This window comes from Bacillus sp. FSL K6-6540, assembly GCF_038007545.1.
In genome coordinates this window covers 960,001-979,376 of record NZ_JBBOXH010000002.1, presented here as the reverse complement: position 1 = coordinate 979,376, position 19,376 = coordinate 960,001, and the positions used below count along the sequence as shown (strand labels likewise).

Below are 19,376 nucleotides of genomic sequence, written 5' to 3'. Positions count from 1 at the left end.
ATGGCAAAGAAAAAGCTCGCCTCATAAAAGCGAGCTTCCCCTACAGGTAAGTGAAGATTACTTAACTTCTACAGAAGCGCCAACTTCTTCAAGTTTAGCTTTAAGCTCTTCAGCTTCTTCTTTAGCAATACCTTCTTTAAGTGGTTTTGGAGTGTTGTCAACAAGTTCTTTAGCTTCTTTCAAGCCAAGACCAGTGATTTCACGTACAACTTTGATAACTTTGATTTTTTGAGATCCTGCACCAGCAAGGATAAGATCGAATTCGCTTTGCTCTTCAGCAGCTCCGCCTGCAGCAGCTCCGCCAGCTACAGCTACAGGAGCAGCAGCAGTTACGCCAAATTCTTCTTCGATTGCTTTTACTAGGTCGTTCAATTCAAGTACAGTTGCTTCTTTAACGGAAGCAATGATTTCTTCGATATTTAAAGCCATTTGTAATTCCTCCATTTTGTTTTAATTTATGAAAAACTGATTAGATTAAGCGCCTTGTTCTTCCTTTTGTTCTGCCACAGCTTTTGCAGCAAGAGCAAGGTTGCGAACTGGAGCTTGAAGTACGCTAAGCAACATAGAAAGCAAGCCTTCGCGTGATGGAAGTTCAGCAAGAGCTTTCACTTCTTCAACAGTAGAAACTTTACCTTCGATAACGCCAGCTTTGATTTCAAGAGCTTCGTGATTTTTAGCGAAGTCATTAAGAACTTTAGCCGGAGCGACAACATCTTCAGTGCTGAATGCGATCGCGTTCGGTCCAGTTAAGAAATCATTCAAACCATTAAGCTCAGCTTGTTCAACCGCACGGCGAGTCATCGTATTTTTGTAAACTTTGAACTCAACGTTAGCTTCGCGAAGCTGTTTACGAAGTTCAGTTACTTCAGAAACGTTAAGTCCGCGATAGTCAACGATGATCGTTGATTTACTTTCTTTCAGTTTAGAAGCAATTTCTTCAACAACAACTTTTTTTGTTTCAATTGCGCTGCTCATGGTTACACCTCCTGTAGATTCTTGTGTAACACTTATACCGTTAGGTGATCACGACTGAGACGACGGATTCCATATAAAAAGCCTCCATGAGACATGGAGGCTGTATATACAAGCATACGTAACGTAATAGCTGTGATAATATACACCTCGGTAGGATAATTAAGCGGTTAGGCCCCTACTGTCTACGGTATAAATGATATTCTATTTTACAACATTTTGAATAATATCAGAATGTTGATGTCATGTCAATATTATTTTACGTTAAAAGTTGAAGAGTCTACTTTGACACCAGGTCCCATAGTAGAAGTTACAGCAACGTTTTTCACGTAAACGCCTTTAGCTGCAGCAGGTTTAGCTTTAAGGATTGTATCGTACATTGTTGTGAAGTTCTCAACAAGTTTTTCATCCTCGAAAGAAACTTTACCGATAGGAACATGAATGTTTCCAGCTTTATCAACGCGGTATTCAACTTTACCAGCTTTGATTTCGCCGATCGCTTTCTCAACTTCGAAAGTAACTGTACCAGTTTTAGGGTTTGGCATTAAACCTTTTGGTCCAAGTACACGACCGATTTTACCAACTTCACCCATCATGTCAGGTGTAGCTACGATAACATCGAAATCGAACCAGCCTTGTTGAATTTTGTTGATGTAGTCAGTATCGCCTACGAAATCTGCACCAGCAGCTTCAGCTTCTTTCGCTTTTTCGCCTTTTGCGAAAACGAGAACGCGCTGAGTTTTACCAGTTCCGTTTGGAAGAACAACTGCTCCACGGATTTGCTGGTCGTTTTTACGAGGGTCAACCCCTAAACGGAAAGCCACTTCAACTGTAGCGTCGAATTTAGCTGTGTTTGTTTTTTTAACGAGAGCTACTGCTTCAGAGACGTCGTAAGCTTTAGAACGGTCTACAAGCTTAGCAGCTTCAACGTACTTTTTACCTTTTTTAGCCATTTTAAAATTTCCTCCTTATGTGGTTATAGCGGAATAACCTCCCACGAATAAGGGTTGCGAACTTGTTAAAACTCGCAACCCGACAAGAAACAAATTAATCCTCGATTACAATACCCATACTGCGGGCAGTACCTTCAACCATGCGCATTGCCGCTTCAACGTCTGCTGCGTTTAAGTCAGGCATTTTCGTTTCAGCGATTTCGCGTACTTTATCGCGCTTAACGGTTGCCACTTTATTACGGTTTGGTTCACCAGAACCAGACTCAATTCCAGCTGCTTTTTTAAGCAATACTGCAGCAGGTGGAGTTTTTGTAATAAATGTAAATGAACGGTCTTCGTAAACCGAAATTTCAACAGGAATGATTAAACCAGCTTGGTCAGCTGTACGAGCGTTAAACTCCTTACAGAATCCCATGATGTTAACACCGGCTTGACCAAGTGCAGGTCCAACTGGTGGTGCTGGGTTAGCTTTTCCAGCAGGAATTTGCAATTTTACAACTTTAACTACTTTTTTAGCCACGAGACACACCTCCTTAAGTCCGTGATGTGGTAATAGGGTAAACCCTCCCACTCAAGGTTTCATTCTTTATATGAATGACGAAATATCATGCTAGTTGCCTTGGATAAGTCCAAGACGTACCTTTGCTATATTATCATTTATATATAGCAATTTCAAGTTTTTTCACATTACAATTTGTCGATTTGGGTAAATTCCAGCTCAACCGGCGTTTCACGGCCAAACATATTAACGAAAACTTTGACCTTGCTTTTATCATAATCAATCTCTTCAATTGATCCTGTAAAGTTAGCAAAAGGTCCGTCTATTACTTTCACTGTCTCTTTCAGTTCAAAGTCAATATCAGTTTTTCGTTCATCCATGCCCATTCTCTTCAGAATGGTTTCTGCTTCGCCCGGAAGAAGCGGCGTCGGTTTTGAACCTGACCCGGCAGATCCTACGAATCCAGTAACGCCCGGCGTGTTGCGGACAACATACCAAGAGTCGTCTGTCATTACAATTTCAACAAGCACATAACCAGGGAATACTTTCTTTTTCACGACTTTTTTCTTGCCGTTTTTGATATCTGTTTCTTCTTCTTCGGGTACGACTACACGGAAAATTTTATCCTGCATCCCCATTGATTCAACACGTTTTTCCAAGTTGGCTTTTACTTTATTCTCATAACCAGAGTACGTGTGAACAACATACCAATTCTTTTCCATTCTATTCAGGACTGTCCAGTCCTTCCCTCCCCGCATTTGGTTTTAGTGAATTACCATAACGCTTCAAAAAATAGGCGGCAAGCCTATGATAACTTTCATTTTAAGCCACAATAAAAAACCCGCTGAACGGGTTTTGGCAAGTAATATTATGATCTATTATAGCACGTATTGCTGATCATTATTCAACTATTAAACGAATTAATTGAGAAATTCCTGTGTCAAGGAGGGCAAAAAAGATAACAAAAAAGATAACTGTTGAAATTACCGTAATGGTATAACGCGTTAACTCTTTTCCTTTAGGCCAGCTTACCTTTTTCATTTCTTTCCCAACATCTTTAAAGAATTTCATAATACGCATGTAAAAGACCTCCACAATTTAAAAGCGCAAAAACTATTTTGTTTCAAGATGAGCTGTATGTGAATTGCAAGTACTGCAGTATTTCTTTACTTCTAATCGCTCAGCCGCTGATGCAGAGCTCTTCATTGTCGTATAATTACGGTTTCCGCATGTCTTGCATGCTAACGTAATCTTTTTTCTCATGTCATTACACCTTTTTCTAAATAGACATTAGTTCTTATCTTTAGTAACATATCATAGTCAGAAAAATACTGTCAATATAGCATAAATTCCTATTACAAACTGATTTCACGAATTTCCAAGTACTTCTCCAGCTTGCGTTTCACACGCTGAAGGGCATTGTCGATCGATTTCACATGTCGGTTCAGTTCATCAGAAATCTCTTGGTAACTTCTCCCGTCGAGATATAAGACGAGTACTTTTCTCTCTAAATCACTTAATAGTTCTCCCATTTTCATTTCAATATCATCAAATTCTTCCTGATTAATGATCATTTCCTCAGGATTTAAGGTTTTCGCTCCTGAAATGACATCCAGCAGCGTTCGGTCTGATTCTTCATCAAAAATCGGTTTATCTAATGAGACGTAGGAATTCAAAGGAATGTGTTTCTGGCGAGTAGCTGTCTTTATTGCGGTAATAATTTGGCGGGTAATACATAATTCTGCGAAAGCTTTGAATGAGGTAAGCTTGTCCTCTTTGAAGTCACGAATAGACTTATAGAGGCCTATCATGCCTTCCTGAACAATATCCTCTCTGTCCGCCCCTATTAAGAAATAGGATCTTGCTTTTGCCCGAACAAAGTTTCGGTACTTCGTAATCAAGTAATCTAACGCATCACTGTCCCCAACATGAACCTTTTCAATGACCTGCTCGTCCTCCAACTGGCAAAACTGCTCTTTGTTGAATTTTCCCTTGTTGTTCTGTAGATTCACTCCGATCCCCCCGGCGCACGTAGATAGAAATATTATACAGTATTGGGCAAAAAAGCGTCAACTTAATCTAAGTCTCCCCGCCTCCACTTTTCAAACGTTTTCAAAACCTCTTCCGATAAAGCAATTTTACCCGCCGGCTTTTCGGAAGTGATTTTTCTTACCCGTCTCTCTATTCGCCTTTCAATCGTTTCTACCTCTCTCAAAAGCTCCCGGGCCGATTTCCGCAATGCCCCCTGTCCGAAAATCGCCCACTGCTCAGTATAGTCAGAGGTCGCAACGTGAATTTGAGTCGCAATATTATTCAAAGCCTGAGCGAGCTTTTCTATCCGCTCATCAGCCGTCTCATTTTCTTTTGTAAAAATCACTTCAACTCTATGGTTGGTCTGTTTTTTCTCAAGCCCTTTTACGAGATGCGCGTCAAAAACAACAATAACCCTGTTTCCTGTATACGATTGATATTCCGCCATTTTCTGAATCAGTACGTCTCTCGCCTCTTCAAAACTGTTCGCTTTTAAATCCTTCAGCTGCGGCCAGGCTCCAATCATGTTGTACCCGTCTACTAACAGGATATCCATGGGTCTTTATTCTCCCAGAGGGTTTCGTTTCCGGTAGACTTCATACATCAAAAGACCAGCCGCGACAGATGCATTTAGTGAAGTTACCTTTCCGGCCATCGGGAGTTTAATGAGAAAATCGCACTTTTCTTTCACAAGGCGGCCCATCCCTTTTCCTTCACTTCCGATGACTAGAGCCAAAGGCATATTCCCGTCCATATTGCGGTAATCCTCACGCGCTGACGCATCCGTTCCGACAACCCAGATTCCCCGCTCTTTCATCTCTTCTAACGTCCGTGCCAAATTGGTGACTCTTGCTACAGGAATGTGCTCAATTGCTCCTGTTGAAGCTTTTGCCACTGTTGTTGTCAGCCCGACAGCTCTCCGTTTTGGAATGACGATGCCATGAGCGCCGACCGCATCTGCTGTCCTCATAATGGAACCAAGATTATGAGGGTCTTCAAGCTCGTCCAGAATGAGGAAGAAAGGCTGTTCATTTTTTTCTTCGGCTGCTTTATATAAATCGTCCAGTTCTGCATATTCATACGCTGCAACCTGTGCCACTACGCCCTGATGCTGTCCTGTCACCATTTGATCGAGTTTTTTTCTCGGGACGTATTGAATCGTGATTCCCTGCTTTTTGGCAAGCTCAATCACTTGCTGTGCTTGTCCCTTTACGGTGTTTTCCGCCATCCACAGCTTATACAGCTTCCGATCAGATTTTAACGTCTCGATCACTGCATTTTTCCCTATGACGTAATCATGTTGCTGACTCATTTGTTTTCCTCCCTGACGTCCCGAATTGTATAGCTTCGGCTACGAGCTGACTAAGTCGTTCCTCTTTTTTCTCTAGAAAAAGGTAGCCCAGAAGCGCTTCAAATGCTGTACTGTAGCGGTACGTCTGAACATCTGTATTTTTAGGTATTGTCCCTGACTTGGCATTTCTGCCTCTTTTCAGCACCGCTTCCTCTTCTTCCGTAAAAAATGATTGATTCTGCAGAAAAAATAGGATCTCAGCCTGTGACTTTGCTGAAACAATCCGGCTTGATTTCTTATGAAGATCATTTGGTTTGGTAAAGCCCTGCTTAAGCAGGTGATGCCTGACATACACTTCAAAAATGGCATCACCTATATAAGCAAGCGCAAGACCGTTAAGCTGCTTAGAATCTTTTATCGTATCAAATTCAAGCATCTGTTATTGTCCCCGTTTCCAGCGAGTGCCTTGAGCCGTGTCTTCAAGAATGATATTCATGCTTTTCAGCTGGTCGCGGATCTGGTCTGACAATGCAAAATCGCGATTCCGGCGCGCTTCATTTCGCTTTTCGATTAAGTCTTCAATCTCTTGATCGAGAAGTTCCTGCTCACCCAACGAAAAACCGAGGACAGAAACAATACGGTCAAACATCTCGATAAACGCCGTAATTACATGATCAGCTGTATGGTCTTTCTGAAGATAATAATTGGCGTGTTTCGCTAAGTCAAACAAGACTGAAATGGCATTCGCCGTATTAAAATCATCGTCCATCGCTTCTTCGAATGCTTTGCGGTGTTCTTCAACTTTTTCAAGCCATTGATCGTCATCTTCGGTTAAATTCGTACTGCTGTTCAGACGGTGCTGAAGATTGCTGTACGCTGTTTTTAAACGGTTGAACGCGCTTTTCGTATTCTCCAGAAGCTCTTCTGAATAGTTAATCGGGTGGCGATAATGAACAGATAGCATAAAGAATCTCAAAAGCTGCGGATCATGCTGTTTAATGATGTCATGGACAAGCACAAAGTTGCCTAGTGATTTTGACATTTTTTCATTATCAATATTGATATAACCATTATGAAGCCAGTACTTCGCAAACGTTTTGCCTGTTAGCGCCTCAGATTGCGCAATTTCGTTTTCATGGTGAGGGAATGTTAAATCCTGTCCGCCCGCATGGATATCAATCTGGTCACCCAGATACTTTTTCACCATTGCTGAGCATTCAATGTGCCAGCCCGGACGTCCTTTTCCCCAAGGGCTATCCCAAGAGATTTCTCCTTCTTTTGCCGCTTTCCACAATGCGAAATCAAGAGCATCTTCTTTTTTCTCGCCGACTCGGATGCGTGCACCTGATCTAAGTTCATCGATTGATTGCTGAGAAAGCTTTCCGTACCCTTCAAATGCTCTGGTTTTGAAATATACGTCACCTTCTGATTCATATGCGTAGCCCTTTTTCACGAGCTGATCTACGAATTCGATAATGGCATCCATGTTCTCCATTACTCGCGGATGAAGGTCGGCTTTTCGGCAGCCGAGCGCACCTACGTCTTCAAAGTATGCTTTAATAAAACGCTCTGAAATGGTGGGTACATCCTCACCGAGTTCATTTGCCGCTTTAATTAATTTATCGTCTACGTCTGTGAAGTTAGAGACATACTGCACATCATAGCCTTTATACTCTAAATAGTTTCGAACCGTATCGTAAACGATTGCCGGACGCGCGTTCCCGATATGAATGTAATTGTAAACCGTGGGTCCGCATACATACATTTTCACTTTTCCCTCTTCAAGAGGAACAAATGTTTCCTTCTGTCTAGTCAATGTATTATAAAGTGTGATTGTCATTTTTGATTGATCCTTTCTTTTCTGTCTTCAAGTTCTGCCTTCAGCTCTAAAATCTGCTGTTCCAAAGACTTAAAGCGGTCAGCAACTGGATCGGGCAAATCCTGATGGTTTAAATCGCGTCTTACTTTCTTGCCATTTTGTACAACGACCCGTCCAGGGATACCGACAACTGTTGAAAAATCAGGAACATCATGCAGCACTACTGAACCAGCCCCAATCTTTGAGCCTTCACCGACCGTAATAGAACCGAGCACTTTAGCACCTGTGGCTATCAATGCGTCATCTTTAATGGTTGGGTGCCTTTTTCCCTTTTCTTTCCCCGTTCCCCCGAGGGTAACCCCCTGAAAAACGGTTACGTTATTGCCGATTTCACATGTCTCCCCAATGACAACCCCCATGCCGTGGTCTATGAAAAATCTTCTCCCGATTGTAGCGCCGGGGTGGATTTCTATCCCGGTAAAAAATCGGCTTACTTGAGATATAAGGCGTGCAAGGAAATAAAATTTTCGTTTATATAAAGCATGTGCAATCCGATGCGCCCATATAGCATGTAAACCGGAATAAGTTAAAATCACTTCAAAATAGCTTCTTGCTGCGGGATCTTGATCGAACACAGTATCAATGTCTTCTTTGAGCATTCTAAAAAACACATGCTTCCCCCCGTTTCTCTATCTGATTTCCTCTACCCAATAAAAAAAGCGCCTCTGCATGTAAACATGACAGAGACGCTTTAACCGCGCGGTTCCACTCTGTTTGAAAAGCAGACTTCTGCTCTCCCAACTTCAGCCTGTAACGGCGGCGGCCGCCTTTGAATACTGGTTTCAAAAAACGTTCTTCAAAGGTCTTAAGGGCGCACTTCTAAAACCCGGCTCATGGATCTCTCTCAGCCAATGGAGATCCTTTCTGTAATGGCCTAAAGCTTTATACTCTTCCCTGTCAACAATCATTTATTTAGATATTTTTTAAACGCTGAATTGCAGTCTCTTTACCGATCAATTCAATTGATTGCGGCAGTTCCGGACCGTGAGTTTGCCCTGTTACAGCAACACGAATCGGCATAAACAGTTTTTTCCCTTTATGGCCAGTTTCTTTCTGCACTGCTTTGATTGATGCTTTGATATTATCCGGAGTGAACTCCTCAAGCTCTTCAAGCTTCGCTGCGAATGTGCTGAGCACTTCAGGAACCTGTTCTTCTTCCAGAACAGCTTTCGCTTCTTGATTATACTCGATCTCATCCGTAAAGAACAAATCAGTCAGCTCAACAATTTCCGCACCGTAGCTTAATTGCTCATGATACAGGGAAATCAGTTTACGAACCCACTCTTGTTCTTCAGCAGAAAGCTCAGTGCCAACTTTGCCCGCTTTTTGCAAATGCGGAAGCGTCAGTTCAACAACCTGATCAAGATCCAGCTTCTTCACATATTGGTTGTTAACCCATTTTAGCTTATGCATATCAAACAAAGCTGGTGATTTAGATAAACGATTTACATCAAAAATTTCAATAAACTGCTCTTTTGTGAAAAGCTCTTCTTCTCCAACCGGTGACCAGCCTAGCAGTCCGATAAAGTTGAACAGCGCTTCTGGCAGGTAGCCAAGCTCTTTGTACTGCTCGATGAATTGAATAATGGATTCATCACGTTTACTGAGCTTTTTACGGCTTTCGTTTACGATCAGCGTCATGTGTCCGAACTGAGGAATATCCCATCCGAATGCTTGATAAATCATAATCTGTTTCGGTGTGTTAGAAATATGATCCTCACCGCGCAGCACGTGTGTCATTTTCATTAAGTAGTCATCAATCGCTACCGCGAAGTTGTAAGTCGGCGTTCCGTCCTTTTTCACAATAACAAAGTCGCCGATGCCATCTGATTCAAAAGAAATTTCGCCTTTTACGATATCATTGAAGGCGATGATTTTTCCTTCCGGCACGCGGAAACGAATACTTGGTTTTCTGCCTTCAGCGATAAATTTCTCCTGTTCTTCCTGAGTCAGGTCTCTGTGTTTTCCGGAATAACGAGGCATTTCTCCGCGGGCAATCTGTTCTTCACGCTCTTTTTCAAGCTCTTCTTCCGTACAGTAACATTTATAAGCAAGCCCTTTTTCAAGAAGCTCTTCATAGTACACTTTATAGATATCGTTACGCTCGGACTGACGGTATGGGCCGTACTCTCCTCCGACATCCACACTCTCATCCCAGTCAATACCTAGCCACTTCAGATAATTCAGCTGGCTTTGTTCTCCGCCCTCAATATTGCGCTTTTTATCTGTATCCTCAACTCGAATGATAAACTTACCGCCTTGATTGCGGGCAAATAAATAATTAAAAAGCGCCGTTCTGGCATTTCCAATATGCAAATGTCCGGTTGGACTCGGTGCATAACGGACGCGTACTTCGTTTCCCATTTTCAAATACTTCCTTTCATGTCATGTATGGCCTCAGGCAAAAATGTATGAATCTATTCTACCACCAAATAGACCCGGCATCAAAACAAGTTAGCCTTTTTGTATCAGTACTGTCGCCTGAGCCGCTATTCCTTCCGCCCGGCCTGTAAATCCAAGCTTTTCTGTCGTTGTTGCTTTTACATTTACTTGAGAAACATCTGCCTCAAGGCCTTCAGCAATTCTTTTTCTCATATCTTCTATGTACGGCAGCATCTTCGGCTTTTGCGCTATGATGGTGCAATCAATGTTCCCAAGGACATACCCTTTCTGTTTCACGATTCCCCAGACATGCTGAAGTAATTTGAAAGAATCTGCGTCCTTGAACTCGGGATCTGTGTCAGGAAAATGCTTGCCGATGTCTCCTTCACCCACAGCTCCCAGGCAGGCGTCAGCGACAGTATGCAGCAATACGTCTGCATCAGAATGGCCAAGCAGCCCTTTTTCGTACGGGATTTCAATTCCGCCAATAATGAGAGGACGGCCCTCCACTAATTGATGCACATCAAATCCTTGTCCAATTCTAAACATGTTTATTCCCACTTTCTGATTCCATGATAGCTTCAGCTGACGTCAAATCGTCTGGCGTCGTCAGCTTAATATTTGTATAGCTGCCTTCTACAACACGGACCGAACCGCCCTCCATCTGTTCAACGAGGCTGGCGTCATCCGTCCCTAAAAATCCCTTGCGCTCGGCCTCAGCGTGAGCCTTCATCAATAAAGAAAGACGAAAAGCTTGTGGCGTTTGGACAGCCCACAAGCTTGAACGTTCAATCGTCTCACTGACTTGTAAATCTTGAACGCGTTTAATCGTATCTTTTACCGGAACAGCAAGGATGGCCGCTCCTGTCTGTTCCGCCTCTGCGATCAGTTCGTCAATTTGTTCATGTTTTATAAATGGGCGGGCACCGTCATGTACAAGGACAATCTTTTCCTGCTTTACGGCTTTCAGCCCCTTATACACACTGTGCTGACGCTCATCTCCGCCTGCAACAAGCTCAATCGATGTTTGAAACGGATAATCGGTCAGCATTTGCTGAAAGTGCTCCCGCTCCTGCTCGTTAATCACCAAGATGATTTTTTCGCACTGCCGGTGGCTGTCAAACACTCTTAACGTGTGTATGATCACCGGGTCTCCTTTCAGCTCAATGAACAGTTTATTTCTCCCTGCCTTCATCCGCTTTCCCTGACCGGCTGCAGGAATCACCACATCATAACTCATTGTTTTTTCTCCCTTTACAGCGCCTTCTCCAACAGCTTAGGCTTCGCAAAAATCATTCGTCCCGCTGCTGTCTGCAGCACACTTGTGACGAGTACATCAATATGCTTGCCGATATAATTGCGTCCTTCTTCAACGACAATCATCGTACCGTCATCCAAGTAGGCAACTCCCTGATTATGCTCTTTCCCGTCCTTAATGACCTGAACATTCATTTCCTCGCCAGGAAGCACAACAGGCTTGACCGCATTGGCAAGGTCATTAATGTTTAATACTGCTACCTTCTGAAGCTCGCACACTTTATTTAAATTAAAATCATTCGTCACAACGACCCCGGATGTCAGCTTAGCAAGTTTGACGAGCTTGCTGTCAACCTCCTGAATATCTTCAAAGTCGCCTTCGTAAATTTCAACTTCAATGTCTAATTCTTTCTGAATGCGGTTCAGGATATCAAGACCGCGGCGTCCTCTGTTTCGTTTTAAAACATCTGAAGAGTCTGCAATATGCTGCAATTCCTCAAGGACAAACTGCGGAATCACGATAACTCCCTCTAAAAAACCAGTCTGACAAATATCTGCTATTCTCCCATCAATAATAACACTAGTGTCCAAAATTTTCAGCTTCTTGTCTTGAACCTCATGTTCTTCATCAGCTGTTCCTTTTTTCTTTTGCATTCTGGCGGAAATGGAAAACAGGCTGATCAATTCATCCTTTTTCTTAAAGCCCACCTGGAAGCCGAGATAACCGAGGAAGAAAGCCAAAAATACAGGAATTATTGTGCTGAATATGCGGTAAGGTATATTGTCTAAAGGAATAACATTTACGATAAGATAAGCAATTATAAGTCCAAAAACTAAGCCAAGACTTCCAAATAACAAATCTGGAACCGGCGCTTTTAACAATGAATCCTCTATCCACTTCACCCAGTTCACAACGTATTCTGTACCCCATATACTGATGAGAAAAAAGATAATTGCTCCTATTGCCGCAGACGTATATGCGTTTGTTATTAAAGGTATGTCCTGTATATTTAACAGTACAAACAATTCAGGTATCAAAAATATACCAACAACGCCGCCAAAAATAATGAAGAACGCCTGAACTATTCGTTTTAACATACCCCCACCTCCTTTTTTAACATTTTAATTTCACAAAGTCTTATGCATCCTACGAATATCAGAATAAACAAAAACCAACATTAATATACCCGTATTCATAAGGTTTTAACCGAAATCACAGTTGTCTGTCTAAATAATGCTTCTCTTGCAGGCGTTTTAATCCTTTTTTGATTTTTTGGGCTCGTACTTCACCGATTCCCTCTACTTCATCTAATTCTTCTGCACTCGCCTCAATAATCCTTGGTAGGACTCCAAATGCTTCTACAACATTTTCAACAATCGGCATCGGAAGACGCGGTATCTTATTTAACAGCCTGTATCCTCTCGGCAATACATAATCATCAAGATTAGTAGAAGCAGGGTAACCGAGAAGCTTATACACAATGGAATCATCCAGCAGATCATAACTGGACATATCCTGCAGCTCCTTCAAGAGAACAAACGGATCTTTAATCTTTTCTTTTACATAGTCCTTAATAAATAAAGCGGCCTCTTCTTCCATATCCGTAATCAATTCAATGACTTGCAGTTTGATCAGATGCCCTTCTGTTCCCAGCTCTTTGATATACATATTAATTTCGTTTTTGATTCTCAGTACCATTTCATAACGATGCATGACAGACAAGACATCACTGAAGGTAACAAGTTCCTCAAACTCTAACGCGTTCAGTGCATTAATCGTTTTATCGAGGATTGTCTTATATTTTTCAAGTGTTTGAATGGCTTGGTTCGCCTTGGTTAAAATAAATCCTATGTCTTTTAGTGTATACTTCATGTTTTCCTGATATAACGTTATGACATTTCTTCTTTCAGAAATAGCGATTACAAGACAGCCAGTTTGCTTAGCTACTCTTTCGGCAGTTCTGTGCCGCATTCCTGTTTCTGATGAAGAAATTGTGGCATCCGGCATGAGCTGAGTATTCGCGTATAGGATCTTTTGACCCGAATCACTTAAAATGATCGCTCCATCCATTTTAGCCAACTCATATAAATGCGCCGGAGAAAAAGCCGTGTTTATATGAAAGCCGCCGTCCACCACTTCTTTTACTTTATCATTATATCCAACAACAATCAGACCGCCTGTATTTGCTCTCAAGACGTTTTCCATCCCCGCTCTGAGCGGTGTACCCGGAGCAACAAACTGCAATATAGATGACAGGTCTAACTCGTGTTTCGCCCCTTTTTTCTCTTTTTCCATCTATTATCCTCCTAATGAAGTACGAAGCGCTTCTGCAACATTTGCTACTCCGATAACCTCAATCCCTTTTGGTTTTGTCCATCCATCCAGATTTGCCGCGGGTATGATCATGCGTTTAAAACCAAGCTTTGCCGCTTCTTTCACACGCTGTTCAATTCTTGAAACCCGCCGGACTTCTCCGGTTAATCCCACTTCTCCAATAAAGCAATCTGCAGGATTTGGAGGCGTGTCTCTAAAGCTTGATGCGATACTAATCGCAATGGCAAGATCAATTGCCGGTTCATCAAGCTTAACGCCGCCAGCCACTTTCAAATAAGCATCCTGATTTTGCAGCAGCAGCCCTACTCTTTTTTCTAACACAGCCATTAACAGAGAAACCCTGTTATGGTCTATTCCCGTTGCCATACGCCTTGGGTTGCCAAAGCTTGTTGGCGAGATGAGCGCCTGAATTTCAACAAGAATCGGTCTAGTGCCCTCCATAGAGGCAGTGATACTCGAACCTGCGGAACCAGCAGAGCGTTCTTCTAAGAAAATTTCCGAAGGATTCAAAACCTCAGTGAGCCCCTCTTCCCGCATTTCGAAAATGCCCATTTCGTTTGTAGATCCGAAACGGTTTTTTACAGCCCGCAAAATACGGAAAGTATGGTGGCGTTCTCCTTCAAAATATAAAACAGTGTCAACCATATGCTCCAACAGTCTCGGACCTGCAATAGATCCTTCTTTCGTCACGTGCCCTACGATAAAAATCGGAATACCTTTTGTTTTTGCAATTTTCATCAGCTCAGCGGTACATTCTCTGACCTGTGACACACTGCCTGGAGCCGATGTAATATCGCTTTGGTAAACCGTTTGAATAGAGTCAACAACGACAAACGCTGGATTCATCTCTTGTATAGCAGACGAAATATACTCCATATCGGTTTCAGATAAAACATGCAGTGACGGATTATTAATGCCGAGACGGTCTGCTCGCAGCTTCGTTTGCTTTACAGACTCTTCTCCCGAAATATACAGGACACTGTTTGATGAGCCTGATAATTGAGCGGAAACCTGCAGTAATAGCGTTGACTTTCCGATACCAGGATCACCGCCAATTAAAACGAGGGAGCCTTTAACGACACCTCCGCCGAGTACTCTGTTAAACTCGCCAAGCTGGGTTTTGACGCGGGGTTCTTCTGATGTTTCGATTGATGTAATAGGTGAAGGTTTCTGTACAGTTTGAACAGAATGAGAAAAAGCCGCTCTCCGATTGGCCGGTGCTTTTTTAATCATTTCTTCCACCATTGTATTCCAAGCACCGCAGCCCGGACATTTCCCCATCCATTTTGGAGACTCGTAGCCGCAGGATTGGCAGATGAATTTCGATTTTGTTTTAGCCATATATAGTGTAAGACCTCTCCCTTGTTCTATTTCTTGATATGAAAGTGAGGCATACACTTACATGCTGTATGCCTCATTTCCGTCTTCTATATTAATTCGTTTTAGCAGTCGTTTTTACGACAAATTCGCCATCTTCTACATCAAGAACAATATGCTGTCCTTTATGAATATTTCCTCTGAGGAGTTCTTCAGATAAACGATCCTCGACATGTTTTTGGATCGCTCTTCTTAACGGACGGGCACCGTATTCCAGGTCAACGCCCTCTTCCGCGACTTTCGCTTTTGCAGCATCTGTCAATTCGATAGAAAGATCTTGTTCTTTCAAGCGTTTCGTTAATTGATCAGACATTAATGACACGATTTCAGTAAGATGTTTTTTCTCAAGTGAATGGAAGACAATGATTTCATCGATACGGTTGATGAACTCAGGTCTGAACGCTCGTTTCAATTCACCCATCACTTTATCTTTCATGTCTTTATGATTTTGAGTTTCATCCTGAACGTTAAAGCCGACATATTTATTGCGTTTCAGCTCACTTGCTCCGACGTTTGATGTCATGATCAGAATGGTATTGCGGAAATCGACTGTGCGTCCTTTAGAATCAGTCAATCGTCCGTCTTCAAGAACTTGCAGAAGGATATTGAAGACATCAGGGTGCGCTTTCTCGATCTCATCAAGAAGCACGACAGAGTAAGGTTTTCTTCTGACTTTCTCTGTCAATTGACCGCCTTCATCATATCCCACATATCCCGGAGGTGAACCAACAAGTCTTGAAGTTGAGTGTTTTTCCATGTATTCAGACATATCAATTCTGATCATGGATTCTTCATCGCCAAAAATGGATTCAGCAAGTGCTCGTGCAAGCTCTGTTTTACCTACACCTGTAGGGCCTAAGAAAATGAATGAGCCGATTGGGCGTTTAGGATCTTTTAATCCTGCTCTCGCACGTCTGACCGCTTTTGCAACAGCTACAACTGCTTCATCCTGGCCGATGACGCGGGAATGAAGAATGTTTTCCATATTGAGAAGCTTATCAGTTTCAGTTTGGGCAATTTTAGATACAGGCACACCGGTCCAGCTGGATACAACCATCGCAATATCATCCACAGTAACCTCTGAGTTTTCCTGCCCTTGCTTCTCTTTCCATGATTTCTTCGTATCCTCTACTTGCTCGCGCAGGCGTTGTTCAGTATCACGCAAGGAAGCAGCTTTTTCAAACTCTTGGCTTTGCACTGCCGCATCCTTCTCTTTACGAACCTCATCAAGCTTCTGCTCAAGCTCTTTTAAGTTAGGAGGCGTTGTAAATGAGCGCAGTCTCACCTTTGAACCTGCTTCATCGATCAAGTCAATTGCTTTATCCGGAAGGAAGCGGTCAGAAATATATCTGTCAGAAAGCTTAACCGCAGCTTCAATGGCATCATCAGTAATAGAAACGCGGTGGTGGGCTTCGTATCTGTCACGCAGACCTTGTAAAATTTGAATACTTTCATCTACAGATGGCTGATCAACCTGAATCGGCTGAAAACGGCGTTCCAGTGCTGCATCTTTTTCAATATATTTACGGTACTCATCAAGAGTCGTTGCACCAATACATTGGAGTTCGCCGCGAGCAAGTGAAGGTTTTAAAATATTAGATGCATCAATAGCACCTTCTGCTCCGCCTGCCCCGATTAATGTATGGAGCTCATCGATGAATAGAATGATATTTCCTGCCTGGCGAATTTCATCCATGACCTTCTTCAGGCGATCCTCAAATTCTCCGCGGTATTTTGTGCCGGCAACAACTGTTCCCATGTCTAATGTCATCACACGTTTATCACGCAAAATTTCGGGTACTTCATTATTGATAATTTGCTGTGCCAAACCTTCTGCGATAGCCGTTTTACCTACACCTGGTTCCCCAATGAGAACAGGGTTGTTTTTCGTTCTGCGGCTTAACACTTCAATGACACGCTGGATCTCCTTGCTTCTGCCGATTACAGGGTCAAGGCTGTCTTCCTTCGCAATAGCAGTTAAGTCTCTTGCCAAGCTGTCAAGCGTAGGCGTATTCGCATTGCTGTTTGTTCCTGCCGCTGATGATCCTGTTTCATTACTTCCTAGAAGCTGGAGCACCTGCTGTCTTGCTTTATTTAAGCTGACACCGAGATTATTCAGAACTCTCGCAGCAACACCTTCTCCTTCACGAATCAGACCAAGAAGAATATGTTCTGTTCCAACATAAGAATGACCGAGTTTTCTTGCCTCATCCATTGAAAGTTCAATGACTTTTTTAGCTCTAGGAGTATAATGAATCGTTTGAGACATTTCCTGCCCGCGCCCGATCAAACTTTCTACTTCTTTCTGAATTTTATCTGAACCGAGTCCAAGCGCTTGAAGAGCTTTAGCAGCAATGCCCTCTCCTTCTCTTACCAGTCCTAATAAAATATGCTCAGTGCCAATGTTATTATGACCTAACCGAAGTGCTTCTTCCTGTGCTAGCGCCAGTACTTTTTGAGCTCGTTCTGTAAATCTTCCAAACATCATATCGATTCATCCTCCTGTCTTTTCCCATTCATTTCTAAGTGAAGCCGTTCTCTGATGAGAGCCGCTCTTCGAATGTCCCTTTCGTTCGGACGCAAAGCGCCTCCCGAGTATTGCTGTAAAAACCCTGGCTGCGTCAAAATCATAAGTTCGTTAAGTATGTTGCTTGAAAGTCCTTTTATAATGCCTAGGTCTATGCCTAACCGAACATCTGAAAGGCACTTTGCAGTTTCTTTCGATTCTATCATCCGGCAATTAGACAAGACCCCATAAGACCGATATACCCGATCCTCAAGTTCAATTTTAGAAGTTTGATAAATCGCTTCTCGGGCAGATCGTTCTTGTTCAATCAACTGAGCAGCAACACTGTTAAGATCCTCTACAATATCCTGCTCTGACTTACCAAGCGTGATCTGATTTGAAATTTGAAAGATATTCCCTACTGCTTCGCTGCCTTCCCCATAAATTCCTCTAACAACTAAGCCTAATTGATTAATTGCCGGTATAATTCGATTTATTTGCCTAGTTAAAACCAGTGCCGGCAGATGCATCATGACCGAAGCCCTTAAACCTGTACCTACGTTTGTAGGACAGCTGGTTAAGTATCCTCTTTGCTCATTGAATGCATAATCAACTTTTTCTTCAATCCAGTCGTCGACCTGGTTTGCGGCTTTCATTGCTTCTAAAAGCTGAAATCCAGGGAAAAGACACTGAATTCTAATATGGTCCTCTTCATTTAACATGACACTTACTTCCTCATTTTCAGAAAGCAAACAGCCGCCAAAAGGAGACTCTGTCAGATTAGGACTGATTAGATGTTTTTCAACAAGTACACGCTTTTCTAAAGGCTGTGCATCATTCATTCTAATCAAAACAAATTTGCCGATTCCGGGAATTTCTTGCTCTGAAAACTGATCTTCAAATTGCTGTATGATGGATGAGGCTTCTTCATTGGAATACCGCGTAGGGAACCGAATATGCTCAAAGTTCCTTGCTAAACGTATGCGGCTGCTGAGTACAATGTCACTTTCAGGTCCTTTCTGCTTCATCCAACTGCTTAGTGCGTCCTGAATAAAATGCTTTAGCGACATTACTCCTGTTCCTCCTCACTATCTGTACTTTTGAGTGATTGTTCTAATGAACGAATTTGATCTCTTACATGAGCTGCATTTTCAAATTCTTCTTGGTGGATTAAGGATTCTAATTCCTTTTTTAGCATATCAATCTGCCGTCTGACATGAAGATTGCCGCCTATTCGTTTCGGTATCTTACCTGCATGCACAGTGTTTCCGCTGTGCACTTTACGTAGGATTGGTGTAATGTTGCTATGAAATGTTTTGTAACATTCAGAACATCCAAAACGGCCAATTTTTCTGAATTGCTGAAAAGTCATTCCGCATTTCGGACAAGCAGATATTTGCTCCGAGTGACTGAACATTTGAGTTCCTGCATTTTGAAATGAAGAATCCATGTTCAGTAAACCCGAAAGTAAATTATGAATAGAGAAACCCTGATTTGCACTTATACCATATGAATCACTATTTTCTTTGGCACATTGTTCACAAATATGAACTTCTATTTTTTCTCCGTTAACAACCTTTGTAAAGTGAAAAGTGGCTGGTCTCTCGTGGCACTCTTGACAAATCAATCTTTTCACCCGCTTATTTTAATTTTAAAGAAGTCAGCATTGCCTTCATCATTCTCGCTCTTAATTCATCACGTTCAGGTAAGTCAATGTGTAAAACTGAGCGGTCCATTACACTGACCATCATTTTTGCTTCTCTTTCTGAAATTACCTTGTCTTCTAATAGCCTTAAAATAATGTCATCAGAGGCTGCTTGAGACAAATGGGTATTAATTTGAGAAATTATATTATTGATCAGGACAACTTCATTGTTCATTTTAATTTTAATGA

23 protein-coding genes and 2 other annotated features (1 of these 25 running past the window's edge) are annotated in these 19,376 nt (G+C 42.3%); all 23 genes read right to left on the bottom strand.

The window, feature by feature from the left end:
- Window positions 1-57 precede the first annotated feature (57 nt).
- Complete coding sequence (gene rplL, locus MHH82_RS37430; RefSeq protein WP_003156436.1) at window positions 58-429, bottom strand: 50S ribosomal protein L7/L12; 372 nt, start codon at window positions 427-429, stop codon at window positions 58-60.
- Between the two features lie 45 nt (window positions 430-474).
- Window positions 475-975 carry a 50S ribosomal protein L10 gene (rplJ, locus tag MHH82_RS37425; protein ID WP_003235042.1) on the bottom strand — a complete coding sequence of 167 codons (501 nt, stop codon included), beginning with the start codon at window positions 973-975 and terminating at the stop codon, window positions 475-477.
- A gap of 65 nt (window positions 976-1,040) precedes the next feature.
- Window positions 1,041-1,181: a sequence feature (ribosomal protein L10 leader region), on the bottom strand.
- Between the two features lie 45 nt (window positions 1,182-1,226).
- The gene (gene rplA, locus MHH82_RS37420; protein WP_003235040.1) at window positions 1,227-1,925 is read right to left on the bottom strand and encodes a 50S ribosomal protein L1; all 699 of its coding nucleotides are present in this window, start codon (window positions 1,923-1,925) and stop codon (window positions 1,227-1,229) included.
- A 94-nt stretch (window positions 1,926-2,019) separates the two neighbouring features.
- The gene (gene rplK, locus MHH82_RS37415) at window positions 2,020-2,445 is read right to left on the bottom strand and encodes a 50S ribosomal protein L11 (protein WP_003156430.1); all 426 of its coding nucleotides are present in this window, start codon (window positions 2,443-2,445) and stop codon (window positions 2,020-2,022) included.
- Window positions 2,446-2,612: 167 nt separating this feature from the next.
- Complete coding sequence (gene nusG / locus MHH82_RS37410) at window positions 2,613-3,146, bottom strand: transcription termination/antitermination protein NusG (RefSeq protein ID WP_003225764.1); 534 nt, start codon at window positions 3,144-3,146, stop codon at window positions 2,613-2,615.
- 178 nt (window positions 3,147-3,324) lie between these two features.
- Window positions 3,325-3,504 carry a preprotein translocase subunit SecE gene (gene secE / locus MHH82_RS37405; RefSeq protein WP_004399676.1) on the bottom strand — a complete coding sequence of 60 codons (180 nt, stop codon included), beginning with the start codon at window positions 3,502-3,504 and terminating at the stop codon, window positions 3,325-3,327.
- Window positions 3,505-3,537: 33 nt separating this feature from the next.
- Window positions 3,538-3,687 (bottom strand): 50S ribosomal protein L33, encoded by a 150-nt coding sequence (gene rpmG, locus MHH82_RS37400; protein ID WP_003156421.1) that lies wholly within the window; start codon window positions 3,685-3,687, stop codon window positions 3,538-3,540.
- 92 nt (window positions 3,688-3,779) lie between these two features.
- On the bottom strand, window positions 3,780-4,436 hold the full coding sequence (gene sigH, locus MHH82_RS37395; RefSeq protein ID WP_003225758.1) for an RNA polymerase sporulation sigma factor SigH: 657 nt from the start codon (window positions 4,434-4,436) through the stop codon (window positions 3,780-3,782).
- A gap of 62 nt (window positions 4,437-4,498) precedes the next feature.
- A complete protein-coding gene (gene rae1, locus MHH82_RS37390; protein WP_003235032.1) occupies window positions 4,499-5,011 on the bottom strand; it encodes a ribosome-dependent mRNA decay endonuclease Rae1/YacP in 513 nt (170 codons plus the stop codon).
- A gap of 6 nt (window positions 5,012-5,017) precedes the next feature.
- The gene (gene rlmB, locus MHH82_RS37385; RefSeq protein ID WP_014475598.1) at window positions 5,018-5,767 is read right to left on the bottom strand and encodes a 23S rRNA (guanosine(2251)-2'-O)-methyltransferase RlmB; all 750 of its coding nucleotides are present in this window, start codon (window positions 5,765-5,767) and stop codon (window positions 5,018-5,020) included.
- Entirely contained in the window at window positions 5,751-6,182 is a 432-nt protein-coding gene (locus tag MHH82_RS37380) for a mini-ribonuclease 3 (protein ID WP_014475597.1), read from the bottom strand. Before MHH82_RS37380 ends, rlmB begins: the two co-directional genes overlap by 17 nt.
- Before the next feature lie 3 nt (window positions 6,183-6,185).
- Entirely contained in the window at window positions 6,186-7,586 is a 1,401-nt protein-coding gene (gene cysS, locus MHH82_RS37375) for a cysteine--tRNA ligase (RefSeq protein ID WP_038827787.1), read from the bottom strand.
- Window positions 7,583-8,236, bottom strand: coding sequence for a serine O-acetyltransferase (gene cysE, locus MHH82_RS37370; protein WP_003225749.1), 654 nt, complete (start codon window positions 8,234-8,236; stop codon window positions 7,583-7,585). Before cysE ends, cysS begins: the two co-directional genes overlap by 4 nt.
- A 68-nt stretch (window positions 8,237-8,304) precedes the next feature.
- Window positions 8,305-8,535, bottom strand: a binding site (T-box leader).
- A gap of 2 nt (window positions 8,536-8,537) precedes the next feature.
- Window positions 8,538-9,989 carry a glutamate--tRNA ligase gene (gltX, locus tag MHH82_RS37365; RefSeq protein ID WP_014478617.1) on the bottom strand — a complete coding sequence of 484 codons (1,452 nt, stop codon included), beginning with the start codon at window positions 9,987-9,989 and terminating at the stop codon, window positions 8,538-8,540.
- Between the two features lie 90 nt (window positions 9,990-10,079).
- Entirely contained in the window at window positions 10,080-10,556 is a 477-nt protein-coding gene (ispF, locus tag MHH82_RS37360) for a 2-C-methyl-D-erythritol 2,4-cyclodiphosphate synthase (RefSeq protein WP_003225745.1), read from the bottom strand.
- Window positions 10,549-11,247, bottom strand: coding sequence for a 2-C-methyl-D-erythritol 4-phosphate cytidylyltransferase (gene ispD / locus MHH82_RS37355; protein ID WP_032726598.1), 699 nt, complete (start codon window positions 11,245-11,247; stop codon window positions 10,549-10,551). The genes ispF and ispD overlap by 8 nt, the downstream gene beginning before the upstream one ends.
- A gap of 14 nt (window positions 11,248-11,261) precedes the next feature.
- The gene (locus MHH82_RS37350; RefSeq protein WP_003235014.1) at window positions 11,262-12,362 is read right to left on the bottom strand and encodes a PIN/TRAM domain-containing protein; all 1,101 of its coding nucleotides are present in this window, start codon (window positions 12,360-12,362) and stop codon (window positions 11,262-11,264) included.
- Window positions 12,363-12,477: 115 nt separating this feature from the next.
- On the bottom strand, window positions 12,478-13,560 hold the full coding sequence (gene disA, locus MHH82_RS37345; protein ID WP_003225736.1) for a DNA integrity scanning diadenylate cyclase DisA: 1,083 nt from the start codon (window positions 13,558-13,560) through the stop codon (window positions 12,478-12,480).
- Window positions 13,561-13,563: 3 nt separating this feature from the next.
- On the bottom strand, window positions 13,564-14,940 hold the full coding sequence (gene radA / locus MHH82_RS37340; protein ID WP_015252992.1) for a DNA repair protein RadA: 1,377 nt from the start codon (window positions 14,938-14,940) through the stop codon (window positions 13,564-13,566).
- Window positions 14,941-15,031: 91 nt separating this feature from the next.
- Window positions 15,032-17,464, bottom strand: coding sequence for an ATP-dependent protease ATP-binding subunit ClpC (clpC, locus tag MHH82_RS37335; protein WP_014475592.1), 2,433 nt, complete (start codon window positions 17,462-17,464; stop codon window positions 15,032-15,034).
- Complete coding sequence (locus tag MHH82_RS37330; RefSeq protein ID WP_003235007.1) at window positions 17,461-18,552, bottom strand: protein arginine kinase; 1,092 nt, start codon at window positions 18,550-18,552, stop codon at window positions 17,461-17,463. Before MHH82_RS37330 ends, clpC begins: the two co-directional genes overlap by 4 nt.
- On the bottom strand, window positions 18,552-19,109 hold the full coding sequence (gene mcsA, locus MHH82_RS37325) for a protein-arginine kinase activator protein McsA (RefSeq protein ID WP_015252993.1): 558 nt from the start codon (window positions 19,107-19,109) through the stop codon (window positions 18,552-18,554). The genes MHH82_RS37330 and mcsA overlap by 1 nt, the downstream gene beginning before the upstream one ends.
- Before the next feature lie 13 nt (window positions 19,110-19,122).
- Window positions 19,123-19,376 carry the 3' portion of a transcriptional regulator CtsR gene (gene ctsR / locus MHH82_RS37320; RefSeq protein ID WP_003225724.1) on the bottom strand. The gene runs 211 nt beyond the window's last position, so 254 of the gene's 465 nt are visible here — the last part of the coding sequence; its start codon lies off the right edge, out of view; the stop codon is at window positions 19,123-19,125.

Coding starts and splice junctions, on each gene's coding strand:
- rplL (WP_003156436.1), bottom strand. CDS start 429: ATGGCTTTAAATATCGAAGAAATCATTGCTTCCGTTAAAGAAGCAACT.
- rplJ (WP_003235042.1), bottom strand. CDS start 975: ATGAGCAGCGCAATTGAAACAAAAAAAGTTGTTGTTGAAGAAATTGCT.
- rplA (WP_003235040.1), bottom strand. CDS start 1,925: ATGGCTAAAAAAGGTAAAAAGTACGTTGAAGCTGCTAAGCTTGTAGAC.
- nusG (WP_003225764.1), bottom strand. CDS start 3,146: ATGGAAAAGAATTGGTATGTTGTTCACACGTACTCTGGTTATGAGAAT.
- secE (WP_004399676.1), bottom strand. CDS start 3,504: ATGCGTATTATGAAATTCTTTAAAGATGTTGGGAAAGAAATGAAAAAG.
- rpmG (WP_003156421.1), bottom strand. CDS start 3,687: ATGAGAAAAAAGATTACGTTAGCATGCAAGACATGCGGAAACCGTAAT.
- rae1 (WP_003235032.1), bottom strand. CDS start 5,011: ATGGATATCCTGTTAGTAGACGGGTACAACATGATTGGAGCCTGGCCG.
- rlmB (WP_014475598.1), bottom strand. CDS start 5,767: ATGAGTCAGCAACATGATTACGTCATAGGGAAAAATGCAGTGATCGAG.
- MHH82_RS37380 (WP_014475597.1), bottom strand. CDS start 6,182: ATGCTTGAATTTGATACGATAAAAGATTCTAAGCAGCTTAACGGTCTT.
- cysS (WP_038827787.1), bottom strand. CDS start 7,586: ATGACAATCACACTTTATAATACATTGACTAGACAGAAGGAAACATTT.
- gltX (WP_014478617.1), bottom strand. CDS start 9,989: ATGGGAAACGAAGTACGCGTCCGTTATGCACCGAGTCCAACCGGACAT.
- ispF (WP_003225745.1), bottom strand. CDS start 10,556: ATGTTTAGAATTGGACAAGGATTTGATGTGCATCAATTAGTGGAGGGC.
- ispD (WP_032726598.1), bottom strand. CDS start 11,247: ATGAGTTATGATGTGGTGATTCCTGCAGCCGGTCAGGGAAAGCGGATG.
- MHH82_RS37350 (WP_003235014.1), bottom strand. CDS start 12,362: ATGTTAAAACGAATAGTTCAGGCGTTCTTCATTATTTTTGGCGGCGTT.
- disA (WP_003225736.1), bottom strand. CDS start 13,560: ATGGAAAAAGAGAAAAAAGGGGCGAAACACGAGTTAGACCTGTCATCT.
- radA (WP_015252992.1), bottom strand. CDS start 14,940: ATGGCTAAAACAAAATCGAAATTCATCTGCCAATCCTGCGGCTACGAG.
- clpC (WP_014475592.1), bottom strand. CDS start 17,464: ATGATGTTTGGAAGATTTACAGAACGAGCTCAAAAAGTACTGGCGCTA.
- MHH82_RS37330 (WP_003235007.1), bottom strand. CDS start 18,552: ATGTCGCTAAAGCATTTTATTCAGGACGCACTAAGCAGTTGGATGAAG.